This window comes from Chitinophaga sp. YR627 (assembly GCF_900114995.1).
Taxonomy (GTDB): domain Bacteria; phylum Bacteroidota; class Bacteroidia; order Chitinophagales; family Chitinophagaceae; genus Chitinophaga.
Genome location: NZ_FOUX01000004.1, coordinates 291157 through 309066 on the forward strand (window position 1 = coordinate 291157; position 17910 = coordinate 309066).

The 17910-nt window shown below is 45.3% G+C and carries 18 protein-coding genes; 14 read left to right on the forward strand and 4 right to left on the reverse strand.

The window, feature by feature from the left end; all coding sequences use genetic code 11:
* Window positions 1–88 precede the first annotated feature (88 nt).
* The 8 genes from BMZ72_RS21765 to BMZ72_RS21800 all read left to right on the forward strand — a co-directional run bounded on the left by BMZ72_RS21765 (window position 89) and on the right by BMZ72_RS21800 (window position 8322).
* Window positions 89–1993 (forward strand): DNA polymerase III subunit gamma/tau, encoded by a 1905-nt coding sequence (locus tag BMZ72_RS21765; protein WP_089811821.1) that lies wholly within the window; start codon window positions 89–91, stop codon window positions 1991–1993.
* 85 nt (window positions 1994–2078) lie between these two features.
* Window positions 2079–3716: a pyruvate dehydrogenase complex dihydrolipoamide acetyltransferase gene (locus tag BMZ72_RS21770; RefSeq protein WP_089811822.1), complete on the forward strand. Its 1638-nt coding sequence runs from the start codon at window positions 2079–2081 to the stop codon at window positions 3714–3716.
* 163 nt (window positions 3717–3879) lie between these two features.
* Window positions 3880–4269 (forward strand): VOC family protein, encoded by a 390-nt coding sequence (locus tag BMZ72_RS21775; RefSeq protein ID WP_089811823.1) that lies wholly within the window; start codon window positions 3880–3882, stop codon window positions 4267–4269.
* A 782-nt stretch (window positions 4270–5051) separates the two neighbouring features.
* Entirely contained in the window at window positions 5052–5558 is a 507-nt protein-coding gene (locus BMZ72_RS21780; RefSeq protein ID WP_089811824.1) for a GbsR/MarR family transcriptional regulator, read from the forward strand.
* A gap of 64 nt (window positions 5559–5622) precedes the next feature.
* Window positions 5623–6567: a TIGR01777 family oxidoreductase gene (locus BMZ72_RS21785; protein ID WP_089811825.1), complete on the forward strand. Its 945-nt coding sequence runs from the start codon at window positions 5623–5625 to the stop codon at window positions 6565–6567.
* An 84-nt stretch (window positions 6568–6651) separates the two neighbouring features.
* Window positions 6652–7020 (forward strand): CoA-binding protein, encoded by a 369-nt coding sequence (locus BMZ72_RS21790; protein ID WP_089811826.1) that lies wholly within the window; start codon window positions 6652–6654, stop codon window positions 7018–7020.
* A 279-nt stretch (window positions 7021–7299) separates the two neighbouring features.
* Window positions 7300–7773 (forward strand): ribonuclease H-like YkuK family protein, encoded by a 474-nt coding sequence (locus BMZ72_RS21795; protein ID WP_089811827.1) that lies wholly within the window; start codon window positions 7300–7302, stop codon window positions 7771–7773.
* A gap of 138 nt (window positions 7774–7911) precedes the next feature.
* Entirely contained in the window at window positions 7912–8322 is a 411-nt protein-coding gene (locus tag BMZ72_RS21800) for a hypothetical protein (protein WP_089811828.1), read from the forward strand.
* 16 nt (window positions 8323–8338) lie between these two features.
* Here the strand turns inward: BMZ72_RS21800 and yihA are convergent, their stop codons facing one another.
* Window positions 8339–8947, reverse strand: coding sequence for a ribosome biogenesis GTP-binding protein YihA/YsxC (gene yihA, locus BMZ72_RS21805; RefSeq protein WP_089811829.1), 609 nt, complete (start codon window positions 8945–8947; stop codon window positions 8339–8341).
* Between the two features lie 120 nt (window positions 8948–9067).
* On the opposite strand from yihA, the gene ubiE reads away from it, so the two are divergent.
* From ubiE to BMZ72_RS21825, 4 genes are all read left to right on the forward strand, one after another.
* Window positions 9068–9802 (forward strand): bifunctional demethylmenaquinone methyltransferase/2-methoxy-6-polyprenyl-1,4-benzoquinol methylase UbiE, encoded by a 735-nt coding sequence (gene ubiE, locus BMZ72_RS21810; protein WP_089811830.1) that lies wholly within the window; start codon window positions 9068–9070, stop codon window positions 9800–9802.
* Between the two features lie 23 nt (window positions 9803–9825).
* Window positions 9826–10476: a type IX secretion/gliding motility protein PorT/SprT gene (locus tag BMZ72_RS21815; protein WP_089811831.1), complete on the forward strand. Its 651-nt coding sequence runs from the start codon at window positions 9826–9828 to the stop codon at window positions 10474–10476.
* Window positions 10477–10495: 19 nt separating this feature from the next.
* On the forward strand, window positions 10496–11842 hold the full coding sequence (locus BMZ72_RS21820; RefSeq protein WP_089811832.1) for a dihydroorotase: 1347 nt from the start codon (window positions 10496–10498) through the stop codon (window positions 11840–11842).
* 180 nt (window positions 11843–12022) lie between these two features.
* The gene (locus tag BMZ72_RS21825) at window positions 12023–13354 is read left to right on the forward strand and encodes a MutS-related protein (protein ID WP_089811833.1); all 1332 of its coding nucleotides are present in this window, start codon (window positions 12023–12025) and stop codon (window positions 13352–13354) included.
* 87 nt (window positions 13355–13441) lie between these two features.
* Here the strand turns inward: BMZ72_RS21825 and BMZ72_RS36385 are convergent, their stop codons facing one another.
* Complete coding sequence (locus BMZ72_RS36385) at window positions 13442–13816, reverse strand: hypothetical protein (RefSeq protein ID WP_143087744.1); 375 nt, start codon at window positions 13814–13816, stop codon at window positions 13442–13444.
* A gap of 431 nt (window positions 13817–14247) precedes the next feature.
* On the opposite strand from BMZ72_RS36385, the gene BMZ72_RS21835 reads away from it, so the two are divergent.
* Window positions 14248–15792, forward strand: coding sequence for a YifB family Mg chelatase-like AAA ATPase (locus tag BMZ72_RS21835; RefSeq protein WP_089811835.1), 1545 nt, complete (start codon window positions 14248–14250; stop codon window positions 15790–15792).
* 59 nt (window positions 15793–15851) lie between these two features.
* Here the strand turns inward: BMZ72_RS21835 and BMZ72_RS21840 are convergent, their stop codons facing one another.
* Together BMZ72_RS21840 and BMZ72_RS21845 are read right to left on the reverse strand one after the other, a co-directional pair.
* Window positions 15852–16136 carry a hypothetical protein gene (locus BMZ72_RS21840; RefSeq protein ID WP_089811836.1) on the reverse strand — a complete coding sequence of 95 codons (285 nt, stop codon included), beginning with the start codon at window positions 16134–16136 and terminating at the stop codon, window positions 15852–15854.
* Between the two features lie 164 nt (window positions 16137–16300).
* Window positions 16301–17200 (reverse strand): MBL fold metallo-hydrolase, encoded by a 900-nt coding sequence (locus BMZ72_RS21845; protein WP_089811837.1) that lies wholly within the window; start codon window positions 17198–17200, stop codon window positions 16301–16303.
* Between the two features lie 50 nt (window positions 17201–17250).
* Here BMZ72_RS21845 and BMZ72_RS21850 point away from each other — a divergent pair, with 50 nt between their 5' ends.
* The gene (locus BMZ72_RS21850) at window positions 17251–17676 is read left to right on the forward strand and encodes a winged helix-turn-helix transcriptional regulator (RefSeq protein WP_089811838.1); all 426 of its coding nucleotides are present in this window, start codon (window positions 17251–17253) and stop codon (window positions 17674–17676) included.
* The last annotated feature ends 234 nt before the right edge of the window (window positions 17677–17910 follow it).

Sequence of the window (17910 nt, forward strand, 5' to 3'; positions counted from 1 at the left end):
TGTGGGAAGTGCCGGGAACTGTACGGCACTGTCTAGGGACTGTCGACAATTTTCTGTACTTTCGGCCTTCGCGAATGCGTTTGCATATATGGAGAATTTTATCGTTTCAGCCCGTAAATACCGTCCACAGAATTTTTCAACCGTAGTCGGACAAGCACATATTACGACCACACTAAAAAATGCGATCCGCAACAGTCAGCTGGCTCATGCCTTCCTGTTCTGTGGTCCGAGAGGTGTGGGTAAAACTACCTGTGCCCGTATTCTGGCCAAAACAATCAACTGTGAGAACCTCCAGCCTGATGGCGAAGCCTGTAACAAATGTCACTCCTGTACTTCTTTCAATGAAGGAAGTTCTTTTAATATTCACGAGCTGGATGCTGCGTCCAACAACTCCGTAGACGACATCAGGACCCTGGTGGAGCAGGTGCGTTTTGCGCCGCAGGCCGGAAAGTACAAGATCTATATCATAGATGAGGTGCACATGCTCAGTTCTTCCGCATTCAATGCGTTTCTGAAAACGCTGGAGGAACCACCTTCCTATGCGATATTCATTCTGGCGACCACAGAAAAGCACAAGATCCTTCCAACGATCCTGAGCCGTTGTCAGATCTTTGATTTCAAACGCATCACCATCCAGGATACTGTTGATCACCTGCAGGAGATCTGTTCAAAAGAGCATATCGAGGCAGAACAGGATGCCCTGCACCTGGTAGCGCAGAAAACAGACGGATGTATGCGTGATTCCCTGAGTACACTGGATAAGATCGTCAGCTTTACCGGCGGGCATCTTACATACCAGAATACCCTGGAGCACCTGAACATTCTCGATTACGATTATTTTTTCCGGGTAATGGACTCCGTACTGCAACAGGACGTAGCCACTTCCCTGCTGATATTTGACGAGATCCTGCAAAAGGGTTTTGAAGGGGATAACTTCCTGAATGGCTGGGCGGAATTTCTCCGTAACCTGCTGATGAGCAAGGAGGAAAAGGTATTACACCTGGTGGAAGTATCCGGTAATCTGAAAGACCGGTACAAACAGATGGCGGGCAAGGTGAGTCCGTCATACCTGATCACCGCCCTGCATCTGCTGAACGAAACTGAGATCAATTACCGCATGGCGCGTAATAAACGACTGCATGTGGAGATGGCGCTGATCAAGCTCTGTTTCTTACAACAGGCGGTAACCCTGGTAAGTGATGATCAGACCGGAGAGGTCGTAAAAAAAAAACTGGTAGCTGATGGTGCACCACCACAGAAACTAAGATCATCCTTTGCACAGGCGGCTCCGGAGGCCAAACCGGCAGCAGGACAGGCAGCTACAACCAGTTCTATTGCGGCTAATGAAGCCCGGCTGACGATAGAAACCCCGGTCAGCAATACAGGCGCTCCGGCACAACCGGTTACACAACCGTCCCAACCGGTACAGCAACAACAACCGGTATCACAGGCGCCGGTCAATACACAAAACGCATCTTCTTATAATACAACAGCTACGGCTACCGCTCCGAAACCAGCACAGGCGCCATCCAATACACCTAAACTGACGGGGCTGGCAGCAATGAAGGAGGCACTGGCTTCAAAACAGCAGACGCAGACGGTTAAAGCCATCATTCCAATGACGGCGGGCGCCTTATCTGTATACTGGGATGAATTCATCGACCGCTTCCGGCAGGCTAACAAAATGACAGTCGTAAGTAATCTTCAGCTGGCGGCAATTAAGTTGCAAAGTGCGGAAGAAATCTGCATTGTGAGCAGAAATATTGTGCAATTCCGGTTCATGGAAGAAGAAAAGCTGGCAATTTCAGCTTTCTTCAAAGATAAATTTCAGAACCCCGGAATTGTGCTGACCTTACAGCTGGATGAGACACAGCAAACGCAGGATATTGGCCCCGCGCCACTTTCCAGCCGTGAGCAGTTCCTGAAAATGACGGAAAAATATCCGTTGGTGAAGGAACTGAAAGAGAAGTTGAATATGGAACTGGATTTTTAAAGGCGGTTACGGAAATATCTTCCGTAATCTAACTTTCACAATTCGCATTTCTTTTGTAGGTTTGGGCAAAATTTGGATAAATACTATGGCAGAAGTTATCAGAATGCCCCTTTTGAGTGACACTATGACTGAAGGGGTGATCGCGGAATGGCATAAAAAGGTAGGTGATACCGTAAAAGCAGACGACGTAATTGCTGAGGTGGAAACAGATAAAGCCACCATGGAAGTAATGGGTTATGTGGAAGGTACTCTATTATATATTGGTGTCGAGAAAGGTAAGGCTGCTAAAGTAAATGAGATTATTGCTATTGTAGGGAAACCAGGTGAAGACTACAAGTCTTTACTGGGTGGAGGAAATAATAATGGCCAGGCCGCACCTGAGGCTAAGCCAGCAGCTCAGGAAGCTTCCGCTCCGGCGCCTGCCGCAAGCACCGCAGACAGCGCAGCTGTTGCTGAAGCACTGAAAAACGCTACTGTTATCCGTATGCCGCTGTTAAGCGATACCATGACAGAAGGTAAGATCGTAGCCTGGAATAAGAAAGTGGGTGACACCGTAAAAAGCGATGACGTATTAGCGGAAGTGGAAACTGATAAAGCGACCATGGAAGTAATCGGTTATGCTGATGGTGAACTCCTTTATGTAGGCGTAAAAGAAGGTGATGCTGCCAAAGTAAACGGCATCATTGCAATAGTAGGTAAAAAAGGTACCAATGTAGACGTTATCCTGGCCGCTGAAGGCGCAGGTGGCGCTAAACCAGCCGCTCAGGCAGCACCGGCAGCTACTCCGGCTGCATCTGCAGCTCCTGCAGCTACGCCTGAAGTTTCTGAAAACAAAGACGGTCGTGTGAAAGCATCTCCGCTGGCTAAGAAACTGGCTGAAGAGAAAGGTATCGATATCAATAAAGTAACTGGTTCCGGCGACGGTGGCAGGATCGTGAAGAAAGACGTAGATAGCTTTGTTCCATCCGCTGCTCCGGCTGCTGCTGCGAAACCAGGTGCTGCTCCTGCTGCGAAAGCTGCGGCATTTGCACCAGCAGGTCAGGAAGGTCATACAGACATCCAGCTGAGCCAGATGCGTAAAGTAATCGCTAAGCGTCTGAGCGAAAGCAAATTCTCCGCTCCTCACTTCTACCTGAAAGTAGATATTAACATGGATAAGGCGATTGAAGCACGTAAAGCTATCAACGAAGTATCTCCTGTTAAGATCTCCTTCAACGATATGGTGATCAAGGCTTCTGCCCTGGCACTGCGTCAGCATCCTGATGTAAACAGCAGCTGGATGGGTGATTTCATCCGCCAGAACCACCACGTACACATCGGTTCTGCTGTGGCTATCGAAGATGGTCTGATCGTTCCCGTAATTCGTTTTGCTGATCAGAAATCGCTGAGCCAGATTGCGGCTGATGCGAAAGAGCTGTACGACAAAGCGAAAAACAAAAAACTGCAACCACAGGATTTCTCTGGTAATACCTTTACTATCTCCAATCTGGGTATGATGGGTATCGATGAGTTCACTGCTATCATCAATCCGCCGGATTCTGCAATCCTGGCAGTAGGTGGTATCAAAGAAACCGTTGTTTCCGAGAAAGGACAGTTCAAAGCTGTAAACATCATGAAACTGACCCTGAGCTGTGACCACCGTAGCGTGGACGGAGCAGTAGGCGCACGTTTCCTGGCTACGCTGAAGAGCTACCTGGAAAATCCGGTTACAATGCTGGTATAGTTTATATCAAGAACTAACTATAAAACAGGCGTCCCGTAATACGGGGCGCCTGTTCGTTTTTATACCGTACTGATCAACTTAACATGCTGTTATTCAGTACCAGAATTTGGGAGTTGATATAGAAATGTTTAAATTTAAGGAAGCCCCCACAACTAAAATATCAATGGAGATTCCTAAGAATGCGGTAAGCTGGTTCGAAATCCCTGTACACGATTTTGACAGGGCCAGGAAGTTCTACAGCTACATATTCGACTATGAAATGCCTGAGGAACAACTTGGCTTTAAAAGAAAGGCTTTTTTTCAGTTTGACAGACAACAGAACGGCGTAGGAGGAGCCATTGTACAAGGTTCTGAATACTTTCCCAGTCAGCGCGGCACACTTGTTTATCTGCATGCGGGCGATGACCTGAGCTATGTCCTTGACCGTGTAGAAGCAGCAGGTGGTAAAATAGAGCTGGATAAGCGCCCGGTATCCGACATACAGGATATGGGATATTTTGCCATCATATTTGACCCGGATGGTAACAGGGTCGCCCTATATTCCAAAAGCTAGCTATCCGTCGTATTATGGGAAAACCTGATCGTTCGTCCACTAATTCCACCACAGTTTTATTTTCAGTACACCCGATCCTATTATCCACACCGAACTGAGATTTTCCTTTTCATTTCCCTCAAATCAGCCGCTGTTTTAGTGTAATGCTTCCTGTTATCCACCTGGTTGGGGATAGTCGGTGATTTTATGCCTGTTACTTCTCCGCAGGTATATTATCCGGGTACTGTGCCGGCCGGCAGCTTTGTGTGCCGTATACTGGCGCCTCTTGTTATACGCTTTCATACCGGCTCCTTATCACTGTTATCATTATCCGGTATTCGTTTTATCCATTTACATCAGCATCATTGTCATTGTCTGCATTTATCTGCATTCAGACAGACGCCTGTTTCATACCAGCTCTTTATCAAGCTATGTTATGCATCATCTGATTGATTCCCTCAGTACCTCTCTCCTGCAGATAAGGTAATTTATCAACTGACCCTCAATGTTATCCACCTATTTGAATGGCCAGCTATACTATAACTGTTTTAAGCATCCAGTTTATGTCTGCTCTTAATATCAGCGTCTTTTCGCTTGACACCTGTTGTTATCCACTTATTTGACCAACATCGTTTCTTATACATCTGTTCCTGATATGACGACTATCATTAAACGGAGAGAAGCCTTTACCAGATGGACTTTCCCGAAAACTGACCCATACTTAACATAGTCTTCTTTTCACTTTCTTTTGAAAGTTCAATAACATAATATTACATTTGAAGTAAGAAAACGGAGGATTTTACATGAAATTGGCTGACGCAAAAGCACAGTTTATACAAAGCTGGGGATCACTGGGCGCTCAATGGGGCATTAACCGCACCATGGCACAGATCCATGCCTTGCTCATGATCATGCCTGATCCGCTGAGTGCTGATGAGATCATGGCAGAACTGAACATTTCAAGAGGTAACACCAATATGAATGTACGGGAACTGATCAACTGGGGCATCGTAGATCGTGTATTGATCCCTGGTGAACGTAAAGAGTATTTCACCGCTGAGAAAGATATCTGGAAGGTAGCGACAGAGATCGCCCGTGAAAGAAAACGCCGGGAGCTGGAACCTATCATCAAGACATTGAACCAGTTACAGGAAGTGGAAGGTGATGCAAAAGATAAACATGTAAAAGCTTTCAGAGATTCTATACAGAATCTAAACAAGTTTGCGCACCAGACTGACAAGGCAATCAATTCCTTTGTAAAGGCAGAAGAAAGCTGGTTTTACGGTACGCTGATGAAACTTTTTAAGTAATATTTTTTTACTGACATGTTTCAGTTTTTATTGAAAGTTCGAAAACAAGATCAACCTGATTACCATGAAAAATAAAAAAATCGTCATTGCAGCAGGAACAGGCTTTATTGGGACTGGCCTGATCGAATACTTTGGCAATGATAACGACATTGTGATATTGACCCGTCAACCTCAAAAGGACCATCAGCGCGTAAGCTATGTACAATGGGACGGTAAAACCCCGGGAGACTGGGTGAAGTATCTCGACAATACGGACCTGTTGATCAATCTGGCAGGAAAAAGTGTCAACTGCCGTTATACAGAAGAGAACAAAAAGGAAATATTTGATAGCAGGACCGATGCAACGGAAGTACTGGGAGCGGCTATCCGCACTTTACAGCACCCTCCTGCCCTGTGGATCAATGCAGGATCTGCGACGATCTACCGGCACGCAGAAGACAGGCCGATGGATGAATTTACCGGTGAGATAGCGGATGATTTTTCGGTGCAGGTATGTAAACGCTGGGAAGCGTCATTCAACGAAACAAAAACACCTCATACCCGGAAGGCTATACTGCGTATAGCCATCACGATCGGTCACCAGGGAGGCGTGTTGGTACCTTTTATGAATCTCATGAAATTTGGTCTTGGCGGCTACCAGGGTACTGGTCATCAGAAATTCAGCTGGGTGCATATCGATGATGTCTGCGGCATGATAGAATGGCTGTATACGCATCCGGAGCTGGACGGGACATTCAACTGTAGTGCCCCACATCCTGTCACCAACCGGGAGTTTATGCGCGCATTAAGGAAAGCGGCCGGTCATTTTTTCGGTTTGCCTGCCTTTCCCTGGATGCTGAAAATTGGGGCCAGGATCATAGGAACGGAGGCAGAATTGCTGCTAAAAAGCCGTTGGGTACTGCCTGCACGGGCATTACAGGCAGGTTTTGTATTCAGGTACCCTGAACTTCAGCCTGCCATGAAACAGATTATCGGGAAACTGCCAAGGCGGCGGTATCACCTGGTATAAAACAGGATGGTTTAATGTTTGCTCTTATATAGGAAGCACCTGCCGGTGTTTATACGCTGGTAGGTGCATTTAAATCTTAATACTATGAGCGACAAGAAACTTACGGTTGTATTAGGCGCCTCTCCGAATCCGGAAAGATATAGTTACCTGGCAGTATCCAGACTGACAGCAAAGGGGCATCCAGTGGTGGCAATCGGAAAAAGGGAAGCTTTGATAGGCGCAACGCCTGTTACGAAAGAACACCCTGCAGTACCTGATGTGGATACCGTTACCTTATATATGAATCCTGTGCTGCAGCGGGAATACTACGATTACATCCTGCAGCTGCATCCCAAACGTATTATTTTCAATCCGGGCACCGAGAATGACGAACTGGCCACACTGGCTACCAGCAAGGGCATAGAGCCTGTTGAAGCGTGTACGCTCGTATTATTGAGCACCGGTCAATATTAATTCAGGGTAAACTTACAGCGGTTGAAGGCTGTCACCGATGGCCTTCAACTCTTTCCTCCCGCCCTCCTCCTCCTCTCTGACAGCCGCTTTCTCCCTGTTTCCCCCATTTCCCTGCTGCTAAATCCTATTAATTCCCCCTGACTGCTACCTGAATCATGAGTTATTTTTTGTAAATTACTTATACAATAAGTTCCCCCGCCAGCAAGGATTTAATACGACAGACCAGCTATTGTATTGTTTTAACGACCACGCCTATTCACTCTAATCATATATATTATCATGAAATGGAGAAGATTCAACGGCGAACCGATTCAGCTGCCCATTAAGGAAGAAGTGCGCCAGGCAATTATCCGGGAGACCGGCAAGGGCTTTCACCTAAAAGTATGCATAGGTACCGATTCACAGGTAAAAGGTCTGGAGACAGAATTTGCTACTGTGATCGTTTTTCTGCGTGAAGGGCATGGAGGTTTCATGTTTATCCACAATGAAAAAACACGCGATGCTTACTCCATCAAAGAGCGTATGCTCATTGAAGTGGCGAAGAGCATCGAAATTGCCTACGAGCTGTGTGACATGTTTACGGATTATGATGTAGACATGGAGGTGCATGCTGACATCAACACCAATCCTCAGTTCAAGAGTAACCTGGCGCTGCGTGAAGCAATGGGTTATATACTGGGAATGGGATTTGCCTTTAAGGCTAAACCGGATGCTTTTGCGAGCAGCTGTTGTGCCGATAAGGTAGTGAATTAAGCTATCAGGCAGTTATCTTTTATTCCACGCTTGCTGGATGCGCCCGCCGCCTCCAACAGGGAATTTTCCCCCTAATGTGCTGGTTTCTCGATTTTTTTCCCTAATTTATAGTCAATATATTATTGAATACCTGTCCACATGCGTACCTACACAACTGTCATACTACTGCTAGTATTCGTGCTTGCCAATTCCGCGTGCAAAAAAGAAACTATTTCAGAGAACTCCTCCCAGAAATTACAGGGCAGCTGGAGATTGCTTTATTCAAAAGCGGCCAGCGGAGCAACTCAGATCAAAGAAGACAGCAGCAATCTTACCATCCTCAAATTTGATGGCAACAACATGTTGCGTTATAAACGCGACAGCCTGATTTCCCGGGAAACTTTCCTGATGGCGCTGAAAAGCGATCACCAGCCCTACCTGGTAGCAGACAGCGATCCCTGGAATCCAAAGATCTTCAGCTGCACCATTACAGGCAATGACACATTATCCCTGTTATCTGTACACTCCAGTGTACATGTAGGTCAGATATATGTAAGAGTAAGGCCCTGAGCGGAGACGACTCAGGTTATGCAATCGTCTTGTACTGCACATTATTTTCGTCAATAAATGACAGGATGGCGTCCCTGCCCATCTTCTTCACTGTGCTGGTTACGAAGTGAGCCGGCAGGAATTCCCATGTTTCCCGCAACTTATTCAGAAACGCCTTGATATTACGGCTGGTTTCTGCCTGAGTGCTCTTATCCGCCTTGGTAAATACCAACGCAAAAGGGATCTGCCATTCGCCCAACTGGTTCACAAACTCAATATCCAGCTTCTGCGGCGTATGACGGCTATCTATCAGTACAAATATATTTACCAGGTTTTCACGCTTACGGAGGTAGTTTTCGATCATCTGCTCCCATGATCTGCGCTGAGACTGGCTCACCTTTGCAAAACCATAACCCGGCAGATCGACCAGGTACCAGGCCTGATTGATGAGAAAATGGTTGATCAGCTGGGTTTTACCAGGTGTGCCGGATGTTTTGGCCAGCTTTTCATTGTTTGCCAGCATATTGATCAGGGAAGATTTGCCCACGTTGGAACGGCCAATAAAGGCATATTCCGGGAGGTTCGGAGTGGGACATTTCTGCCAGTCAACATTACTGATAAGATATTCTGCGCTTTTGATGATCATAATAGTTCAATCGATATTCAATGACCGTCAGATCATTGAGGTTTAGCACAAAGTTCATGAAAATTTAGTTATTGCCCGCATTTCTCTGTTTCTACCTATTTTCTCCTAACTTTGCGCCCTATGTCAGATAAGAAGATTGTACCATTTGCCACATCAGAACTCAGCAAGAAAGAACAGGTAGCGACCATGTTCAACGACATCGCACACCGCTATGACTTTCTCAACCATTTTATGTCTTTAGGCATTGATATTCAATGGCGTAAAAAGGCTTTAAAACAGCTGAAAGCTTTACAGCCGAAAAAGATGCTGGATGTGGCGACAGGTACAGGGGACTTTGCCATCATGGCCAATAAAATGCTGCGTCCCGATTCTATCACCGGCATTGATATTTCTGAAGGAATGCTCTCCCACGGCCGTGAGAAGATCAATAAACTCGGTCTGAACGATAAAATTACCTTACAGCTGGGCGACAGTGAGACAATAAGTTTTCCTGATCAGGCGTTTGATGCAATAACGGTAGCATACGGTGTACGCAACTTTGAGCATCTGGAAAAGGGACTGTCGGAAATGTTGCGTGTACTTAAACCGGGCGGAAAACTGGTGATACTGGAATTTTCTAATCCAACAGTTTTCCCTATTAAACAATTATATAATTTATATTTTCGTTATATTACACCATTGATCGGAAAATGGATCGCTAAGAGTCAGGCTGCATATACATATCTGCCAGCATCTGTGAAGGCGTTTCCACAAGGTCAGGAAATGTGTAATATTTTAACTAATACCGGTTTCCAGGCAGTAACATGCAAAAAACTCACATTCGGCATCAGCTCTATTTATTGCGCGTCCCGCTAGTACTTCTGATTATCCTATGGAATATGGCCGGCGTGAAAGCGCAGACCGTCATGAACATGGAAGAACATGATGCCAAGCCCTATTACTTCGGTATCACACTGGCCGGCAATAACTCCAATTTTAAACTGCTCCAGGATGAGATCTTCCTAAAACAGGATTCCATCATGGTTGCTGAACCTCTGAAGACCTTCGGATTCAATCTGGGTCTGCTGGGTAACCTGCGTCTGAGCGAAAACTTTGACCTTCGCTTTAATCCGCAGTTATTATTCGCCTCCAAGAATCTCTACTATAAAGAAAATTACCCGCAACGGGAAACGACCAAAAACATTGAATCCATTCTGCTCAGCTTTCCGCTACAGGTAAAATTCAAATCTGATCGTATCGGCAACATGCGCGTGTATACGATCGGTGGCCTGAAGTATGATTATGACCTGGCCTCCAATGCCCGCACCCGTCGTGCAGAAGACCTGGTGAAGATCAGAAAAAGCGATTTCGGGTATGAATTCGGAGCAGGATTCGAGTTTTATTTCCCCAGCTTTATCTTCTCTCCGGAGTTTAAGATCAGCAATGGTATAGGCAATGTACACGTAAAAGATGAACACCTGCGCTACTCCAATGTGATTGATAAACTACAGTCACATATGATCGTATTCTCCATTCACCTGGAAGGTTGATTTCTCCTATCTTTGCGGCATGCAAAACTACTTAATCCGCAATATATCAGTGGTCAACGAAGGGACCACCACTGTTCAGGACGTGTATATACAGGATGGACGTATCGCTAAGATAGCTCCGCAGATCACTGTCAGCGGTCAGTATACCGAGATCAACGGCGAAGGTAAACACCTCCTGCCCGGTGTGATCGATGACCAGGTACATTTCCGCGAACCAGGTCTTACGCACAAAGCAACCATCTATACGGAAGCACGCGCGGCTGTTGCCGGTGGTACCACCACTTTCATGGAAATGCCGAATACCAATCCGGCTGCACTTACACAGGACATACTGGAAGATAAATACAAAATAGCCGCACAGCATTCCCTGGCGAACTACTCTTTCTTCATGGGCGTTTCCAATGATAACGTAGATGAAGTACTGAGAACCAACGAGCGGAAGAATGACATCTGTGGTGTTAAAATATTCATGGGTTCTTCTACCGGCAACATGCTCGTAGACAACTACATCACCCTGGAACGCATCTTCTCCGGTAGTGAACTGCTGATCGCAACGCACTGTGAAGACGAGAAGATCGTGAAAGCCAACATGGAGAAATACAAACAGGAAATAGGTGCTGAGAATCTCACCGCAGAATATCACCCTATCATCCGTAATGAGGAAGCCTGTTTTGAATCTTCCCTGACAGCGATCCAGTTTGCTAAAAAATTCAACTCAAGACTGCATATCCTGCATATCACCACCGAGCGTGAATTACAGCTGTTCAGCAATATGCTGCCACTGGCAGAAAAACGTATCACGTCAGAAGTATGTGTACATCACCTGCACTTCTCCGCTGATGATTATGCCAAATACGGCAACCTGATCAAATGTAATCCTGCTATCAAAGCCGTACACAATAAACAGGCACTCTGGAAAGGACTGCTGGACGACAGACTGGATATCATTGCGACCGACCACGCGCCTCATACCTGGGAAGAAAAACACCAGCCTTATCTGCAGGCGCCATCAGGCGTACCATTGGTACAACATAGCTTACTGCTGATGCTGGAACATGTTTCCCTGGGCAATATCACCCTGGAAAAACTAGTGGAAAAGATGTGTCACGCACCGGCTATCTGTTTCCAGATCAAGGAAAGAGGTTATCTGCGTGAAGGCTACCATGCTGACTGTGTGATCGTAGATCTGCAACAGGCAACCATGGTAGATAAAAAGAACGTCTACTACAAATGTGGCTGGTCCCCGTTTGAAGAACATACCTTCCCGGCAGCTGTGACCCATACATTTGTAAGTGGCCACCTGGCGTATGAGAACGGTCAGTTCAACGAATCAGTAACAGGACAAAGATTACAGTTCAGTCGCTAGTGCTGCGCAACATAAAAAAGGAAATGCTCTTATCTGCTGACAGATAGGAGCATTCCCTTTTATTGCCTTTATATTTATGGAAATACGCATGTTCTGCATCTCTGATATTAATCGGAACGATGCGCGCATGATACGAACGTTTCTTTCGATTATACGTATATTCACTAAAAATACCTGTGCATGGAACTGGACAAAACCACCTACTATGATCTCTCTATCTTTAACCGTGACGAAGAGTATTCGTTGTTTCATAAACTGGACTTTACCACGACCACAGGTGGAAGGGATTACTTACGGCATCTGTATAGTACGCCGCTGAAAGATATTGCGTCCATCGAAGACAGACAGCACACATTACAGTTCATTCTCCAACAGGAAGACAGCTGGCCGGCTGATATCATCAGCAACGGTACGATCGTGGTGATGGAGAACTACCTGGAAGCACAGATCGAACCGATCTCCAATCCTTCAGGTATAGGTTTGATGGTAAGCTCCCTGTTAACAAAAACCATCTTTTCTCCGGACTATAGCTTTATTAAATTCTCTTTCACCCAGCTGCTTAATCTGCTGAAAGGTTTCCGTCAGCTGGAAAAGAATTTCAATAGCGAGCAGACGCCTAAGATACTGAAACTGTTGCTGGACAGGGCACATACCTTACTCTATCAGCCTGAATTCAATGACATTATTGCGGCCAGTGAAGCAGGTCCTGTTTCCTTTGTAAATATCCTGCGTCATGACCACTACATCCGTAAGAAACAGCGTAAGCATATTTCCGAATTGCTGGATATTTACCGCAAACTGGATGCTTATTATGCGATGGCGAAAGCGGTAAGACATTTCAATTTACAGTTCCCCACTTTTGAAGATACACCTCATCCATTTGTACAACTGGACGGCCTGTATCATATCATTCTGCCCAAACCGGTAGCGTATGATATCACCATGAAGCCACAGTCACACTTCCTGTTCCTCACAGGTGCAAACATGGCGGGTAAAACAACCTTTATCAAAGCGGTGGGCGTTGCAGTATTCCTGGCGCATATTGGTATGGGCGTACCAGCAAAGAGCATGAAACTGAGCTTCTTTAATGGTATTTTCAGTAACATCCAGGTGCAGGATAATATCTTCAAAGGAGAAAGCTATTTCTTCAACGAAGTACAGCGTATTAAAAACACTATCATCAAAATCAACGATAGCAAAAAATGGCTGGTGCTGATCGATGAGATGTTCAAGGGAACGAATGTGGAAGATGCGAAGAATTGTTCACTGGCGGTAGTGAATGGATTGCTGAAGAGTACGAATTGTCTGTTTATCTTATCTACGCATTTGTATGAGATCGCTGATGAATTACAAACAGCGGAGAATATACGATTTAAGTATTTTGAGTCACAGGTGATAGATGACAATCTGTATTTTACTTATCAGCTGAAAGATGGAGTGGCGAAAGAGAAGATCGGGTATCTGATATTGAAGAGGGAAAAGGTACTGGACCTTTTGAGTCAGATAAAATAAGTCTGCAATCGTTATGTATATTAAACACAAGAGCCGCCGGAATGTAAAACTTCTGGCGGATCTTGTGTTTAATATCTATTGCAATAATTATTGTTGCGGTATCAGGTATTTTCCTTTCCAGCGGAATCGCTGATTATCCAGAATGAAATAATTACTGATATCATCATTATTCAAAACAGTCAGTGCAATGCATTGCTGACCATTAGGAATACTGATCCATTCCGATGACATACCATTTTCAAAACCTACCTTCACACGGTGTATCTTTCCAATTTTTTCGTTGTACATCTCCATCGCTGGAAGACACTTGATGCTATCTTCATTTACTGAGATAATAACATCCTGCAGTAATTTCTTTTCCTGATTTTCCACGAGAGCAATCACTGAACCATTGGCGAAATGCCGTCCTTCTTCCGCACTTAATATCACAGGGATATTGTTTTTCTGTAAAGTACTTTTCAATGTTAAAATCCCCCTTGATAAAGTCCAATTACCAGTGCAATGCCTATGGGAAAAACATATGCCGGTACTGTAGGAAAATGTACCATCGTTCATTAATAACAGGCCGACATATCCGTATCCACCCGCGTCAGACCAATGAAATTTCCTGAAAGCACCCTGATCCCGTTCCTCTTTTGAAACCTTTATTTGCCTGAGTGTCTGGCATTTCGCATGTAATGCCAGCGAAGTAAGAAATGTAATAAAGAAAAATATTCTCATGTTATATTTTAATCGTCTCCTCCGGTGAATGTGCCAGACGACTATTCCCCCAAATATTTTATGACAGCCAACAATGCTGAACAAATTAATACAAAAAGAACAGAAATGAACAAGCGAAAAACAATCACCTCACCTTACATTCGCCTCGTTATTCACACTATCATTTTTCATCCATGATTGTTAAAACCATCGGCAGCGCCGTACAAGGCGTAGAAGCCATTTCCATTGTTATTGAAGTGGACGTATCTCCCAAAGGTACACAGTTCCACATCGTTGGTTTACCTGACAGCGCCGTCAAAGAAAGCGAACAACGTATCGAATCCGCTATTACAAATATCGGCTTCCGCTTTCCACGTTTCCGGACGGTAGTCAACATGGCGCCTGCCAATATACGCAAAGCTGGTTCCGCCTACGATCTTCCTATCGCCCTGGGATTACTCGCTGCTTCCGAACAGATAGACAGCACTGCATTATCACAATTCACTATCATGGGCGAGCTCTCCCTGGACGGTACTGTACAACCCATACGCGGCGCTTTACCTATTGCCATTCAGGCGCGTAAGGAAGGTTTCAAAGGACTGATCGTACCGGCATCCAATGCAAGAGAAGCTGCCATGGTGAATAACCTGGAAGTATATGGCGTTACACATTTGCGGGAAGTGATCGACTTCTTACTGGCGCCATCTACGCTGCAACCTGTATATGTAGATACCAGGGCTGAATTCGCCAATGCAAATCATCAGTTTGATGTTGATTTCAATGATGTAAAAGGACAATATACGATCAAACGTGCGCTGGAAGTAGCAGCAGCCGGCGGACACAATGCGCTGCTCATAGGGCCTCCCGGCGCAGGAAAAACAATGCTGGCCAGACGCCTTTCGACCATACTGCCGCCACTTAGTCTGCATGAAGCGCTTGAAACCACTAAAATACATTCTGTTGCAGGAAAATTACCAGCCGACACTTCGCTTGTTACGCAAAGACCTTTCCGCTCACCACATCATACCATCAGCCATACTGCGCTGATCGGTGGTGGTAGCATCCCTCAGCCTGGAGAAATATCTCTGGCACATAACGGGATATTATTCCTGGATGAACTGCCTGAGTTCAGCAGACAGGCACTGGAAGTCATGCGGCAGCCACTGGAAGAAAGAAGAGTTTCTATTGCCCGTGCAAAATTATCCGTAGAATTCCCAGCCAGCTTTACCTTGCTGGCATCTATGAATCCATGCCCCTGTGGCTTCTTCAATCATCCGGTAAAAGCGTGTACCTGTCTGCCGGGATCTGTACAACGCTATCTGAACAGGGTATCAGGCCCTTTAATGGACAGAATAGACCTGCACATAGAAGTTACGCCCGTTCCGGTTGAATCCCTGCTGGACCACACCTATGGGGAGTCCAGCAAGGATATCAGGGAACGTGTAATAATGGCAAGAGAAATACAAACAGCCCGGTTTAACGGCTACAGGGGTATTTACTGCAATGCACAGATGAACAGTCAGCTGCTGAGAAAAGTCTGTCGCCTGAATAGCGAAGGTGAAGACCTTCTGAAGAATGCAATGCAAAAACTCAAGTTGTCGGCACGGGCATATGATCGCATTCTCAAAGTAAGCCGTACAGCGGCTGACCTGGAAGGGAGCGAGCATATTCAAACAGAGCACCTGGCAGAGGCGATCCATTGCAGAAGCCTCGATCGGCAGGATTGGTGGGATAAATAGTGTAGCGCTTCTAAAGTGGTAGCATGACGTTATTCTATTTCCACGGTAGGATCTTCCATTTACAACTCAGCCAGCACTTCACTCATTTTCTCGTCATCCCTTTTGCTGGTCGCCTCAATAGCAACCCTGACTTTAGGTGTCGGGAATTCGATGGGTTTCACCTGCTTAACGGGTTGTTTGTCGGCTGACAGTGTGTGATTGGTGAGCGTAGTTTTCAGTTTCAGCATACAGCCAATATCTCCGGCACGTAATATCTCTACCGGATGACGGTTACGGCCATCCGTAATGAACAGCTGATTGAGGCGTTCGGTAGTATTGCCCCTTTTCGCTGTGTAATTCGACACCTGCCCTGAAAACGGACAGAAAAAACGTGACCGCTAGTTAAGAACGTTACTGTATTGCTAAAGGTTCATGCTTCAGGTGCATTCCAGTTGTTATACTGCGATTTTTAAACATAAAGTGCACACCAGTATTTCTGGTGTGCACTGAAATACAACGGTTACAAAGCTTATATATATTGCTTAGGAACAAATTGAAAACCAGAACCTTGTACTTTAACATAGGTCAGACATGGGAATTCAAAATGGGGACCGGCCAATAACAACCGTTCTTCTGCGGCTTTGCTCAACGTATCCCTTCGTGTTTTTACAGCCAGGTCATGGTCAGCATCGGTAGCAAAACCAACCTCAGGATATATCAGCTGAATAGCAGGCAAATTCAATATATCCGCACAGAATAGTAGTTTTTCCTCAGAAGTAGTTAGAAGAAAACCTGTTTGCCCCATCGTGTGTCCCGGCAGTGGTACTGAAGTAATTCCCGGTACGATCTCTTTGCCATCATCAACCAGCATCTCATATGGTGCCAATGCCTCGCGGGCATCTTCAGTATTGGTTTTTTCCTGCTCGCTTAATTGCGGGTTATTGAACCAATAATCGTATTCAGTTTGAGATAACCAGACTTTGGCATTAGGAAATGCTCTCTTTTTTTCCGGATCAAGTAGACCGTAGAAGTGGTCACCATGTAAGTGGGTTATCAATATGATACCGATATCTTCTGGTTTTTTTCCGATAAAGGCCAATGCCTCTGTTAATCTTCCCGTCAGGTGCGGAGCCATTTTAGTGCCCATACCGGTATCGATCAATACAGGCTCATGTTCTTCTGATTCGATCAAGAAAACACTGGTTGTAAGAATTAGGCTTTCAGGTCTGAAGGCTTCAATTAAAGACGATCGAACACCTTCTTCCGGTAACTTTGTAAAAAATTCTTCTCCCGCATTAAAATGACTGTCTGAGAGTACCGTCACTTTTCTGTTCCCAATTGTCCATTGTAATGTGCCTGGCAGTAGTGGAGTTTGTTTAATAACTGTCATGATTTCTTGTATTTTTGGTAAAGCTATCAGGAATGCCATAGATTTGAAATACGGCACTTTTTAGTGTATTACTTACCCAAAGGTGAAATATGGAGCTGGAACCATCAGGCGCAGAAAACAAATTGTCAATCTTAAGTCAAATCAAAAATCTTGGTTATGAGAGGATCGTGGTTGATAAAGATTGTGTCCTCCACGAGGCACTGATGCTGCTCGCTGACAAGTGGACTCTTCCTGTATTACTATCTTTAATGCAGGGGCCAAAGCGTACCAGCAACCTGCTAAGAGAGGTCAATCCTGTTTCACCAAAAATGCTGGTGCAAACGCTCAAAAAGCTGGAAGACGCGGAGTTGATCCAGCGAAAGGTTTACCCGGTAGTTCCTCCAATGGTTGAATACAGTCTCACAGAAACCGGATTGGGCCTCAATCAGGCACTATCAGAACTTTTTGAATGGTCGATCAAGAGAGCATCAAAGAAGAAGGAAACCGCTGCTATGGCATCTCCCGATAAAGGTTGATCAAAATACCGAGTTGGGGTCGCGAATTCGGATTGAGACCATCCATTGTACTATCGCAACAATTTTACTTTCCAGACCAAATGCTCGTATCAATCTTAAATGGGAAATATTCCAAAAATTTTATAATTGCTGGGTAATACCTGACGTTTGGTTTCGAGCGGTTGTTTTCCCAATACATCAAGGTATCTTCACATACGCCAATCAATGCTGCAACTTCTTTCTGTTACATCTTCG

Bases quoted from the DNA above. Each gene is read 5' to 3' on its own strand.
- BMZ72_RS21775 (WP_089811823.1), top strand. From the start codon at position 3,880: ATGGAGATTCCTAAGAATGCGGTAAGCTGGTTCGAAATCCCTGTACAC.
- BMZ72_RS21800 (WP_089811828.1), top strand. From the start codon at position 7,912: ATGCGTACCTACACAACTGTCATACTACTGCTAGTATTCGTGCTTGCC.
- BMZ72_RS21790 (WP_089811826.1), top strand. From the start codon at position 6,652: ATGAGCGACAAGAAACTTACGGTTGTATTAGGCGCCTCTCCGAATCCG.
- BMZ72_RS21770 (WP_089811822.1), top strand. From the start codon at position 2,079: ATGGCAGAAGTTATCAGAATGCCCCTTTTGAGTGACACTATGACTGAA.
- ubiE (WP_089811830.1), top strand. From the start codon at position 9,068: ATGTCAGATAAGAAGATTGTACCATTTGCCACATCAGAACTCAGCAAG.
- BMZ72_RS21785 (WP_089811825.1), top strand. From the start codon at position 5,623: ATGAAAAATAAAAAAATCGTCATTGCAGCAGGAACAGGCTTTATTGGG.
- BMZ72_RS21815 (WP_089811831.1), top strand. From the start codon at position 9,826: ATGGCCGGCGTGAAAGCGCAGACCGTCATGAACATGGAAGAACATGAT.
- BMZ72_RS21820 (WP_089811832.1), top strand. From the start codon at position 10,496: ATGCAAAACTACTTAATCCGCAATATATCAGTGGTCAACGAAGGGACC.
- BMZ72_RS21850 (WP_089811838.1), top strand. From the start codon at position 17,251: ATGGAGCTGGAACCATCAGGCGCAGAAAACAAATTGTCAATCTTAAGT.
- BMZ72_RS21835 (WP_089811835.1), top strand. From the start codon at position 14,248: ATGATTGTTAAAACCATCGGCAGCGCCGTACAAGGCGTAGAAGCCATT.
- BMZ72_RS21825 (WP_089811833.1), top strand. From the start codon at position 12,023: ATGGAACTGGACAAAACCACCTACTATGATCTCTCTATCTTTAACCGT.
- yihA (WP_089811829.1), bottom strand. From the start codon at position 8,947: ATGATCATCAAAAGCGCAGAATATCTTATCAGTAATGTTGACTGGCAG.
- BMZ72_RS21845 (WP_089811837.1), bottom strand. From the start codon at position 17,200: ATGGCATTCCTGATAGCTTTACCAAAAATACAAGAAATCATGACAGTT.
- BMZ72_RS21765 (WP_089811821.1), top strand. From the start codon at position 89: ATGGAGAATTTTATCGTTTCAGCCCGTAAATACCGTCCACAGAATTTT.
- BMZ72_RS21780 (WP_089811824.1), top strand. From the start codon at position 5,052: ATGAAATTGGCTGACGCAAAAGCACAGTTTATACAAAGCTGGGGATCA.
- BMZ72_RS21795 (WP_089811827.1), top strand. From the start codon at position 7,300: ATGAAATGGAGAAGATTCAACGGCGAACCGATTCAGCTGCCCATTAAG.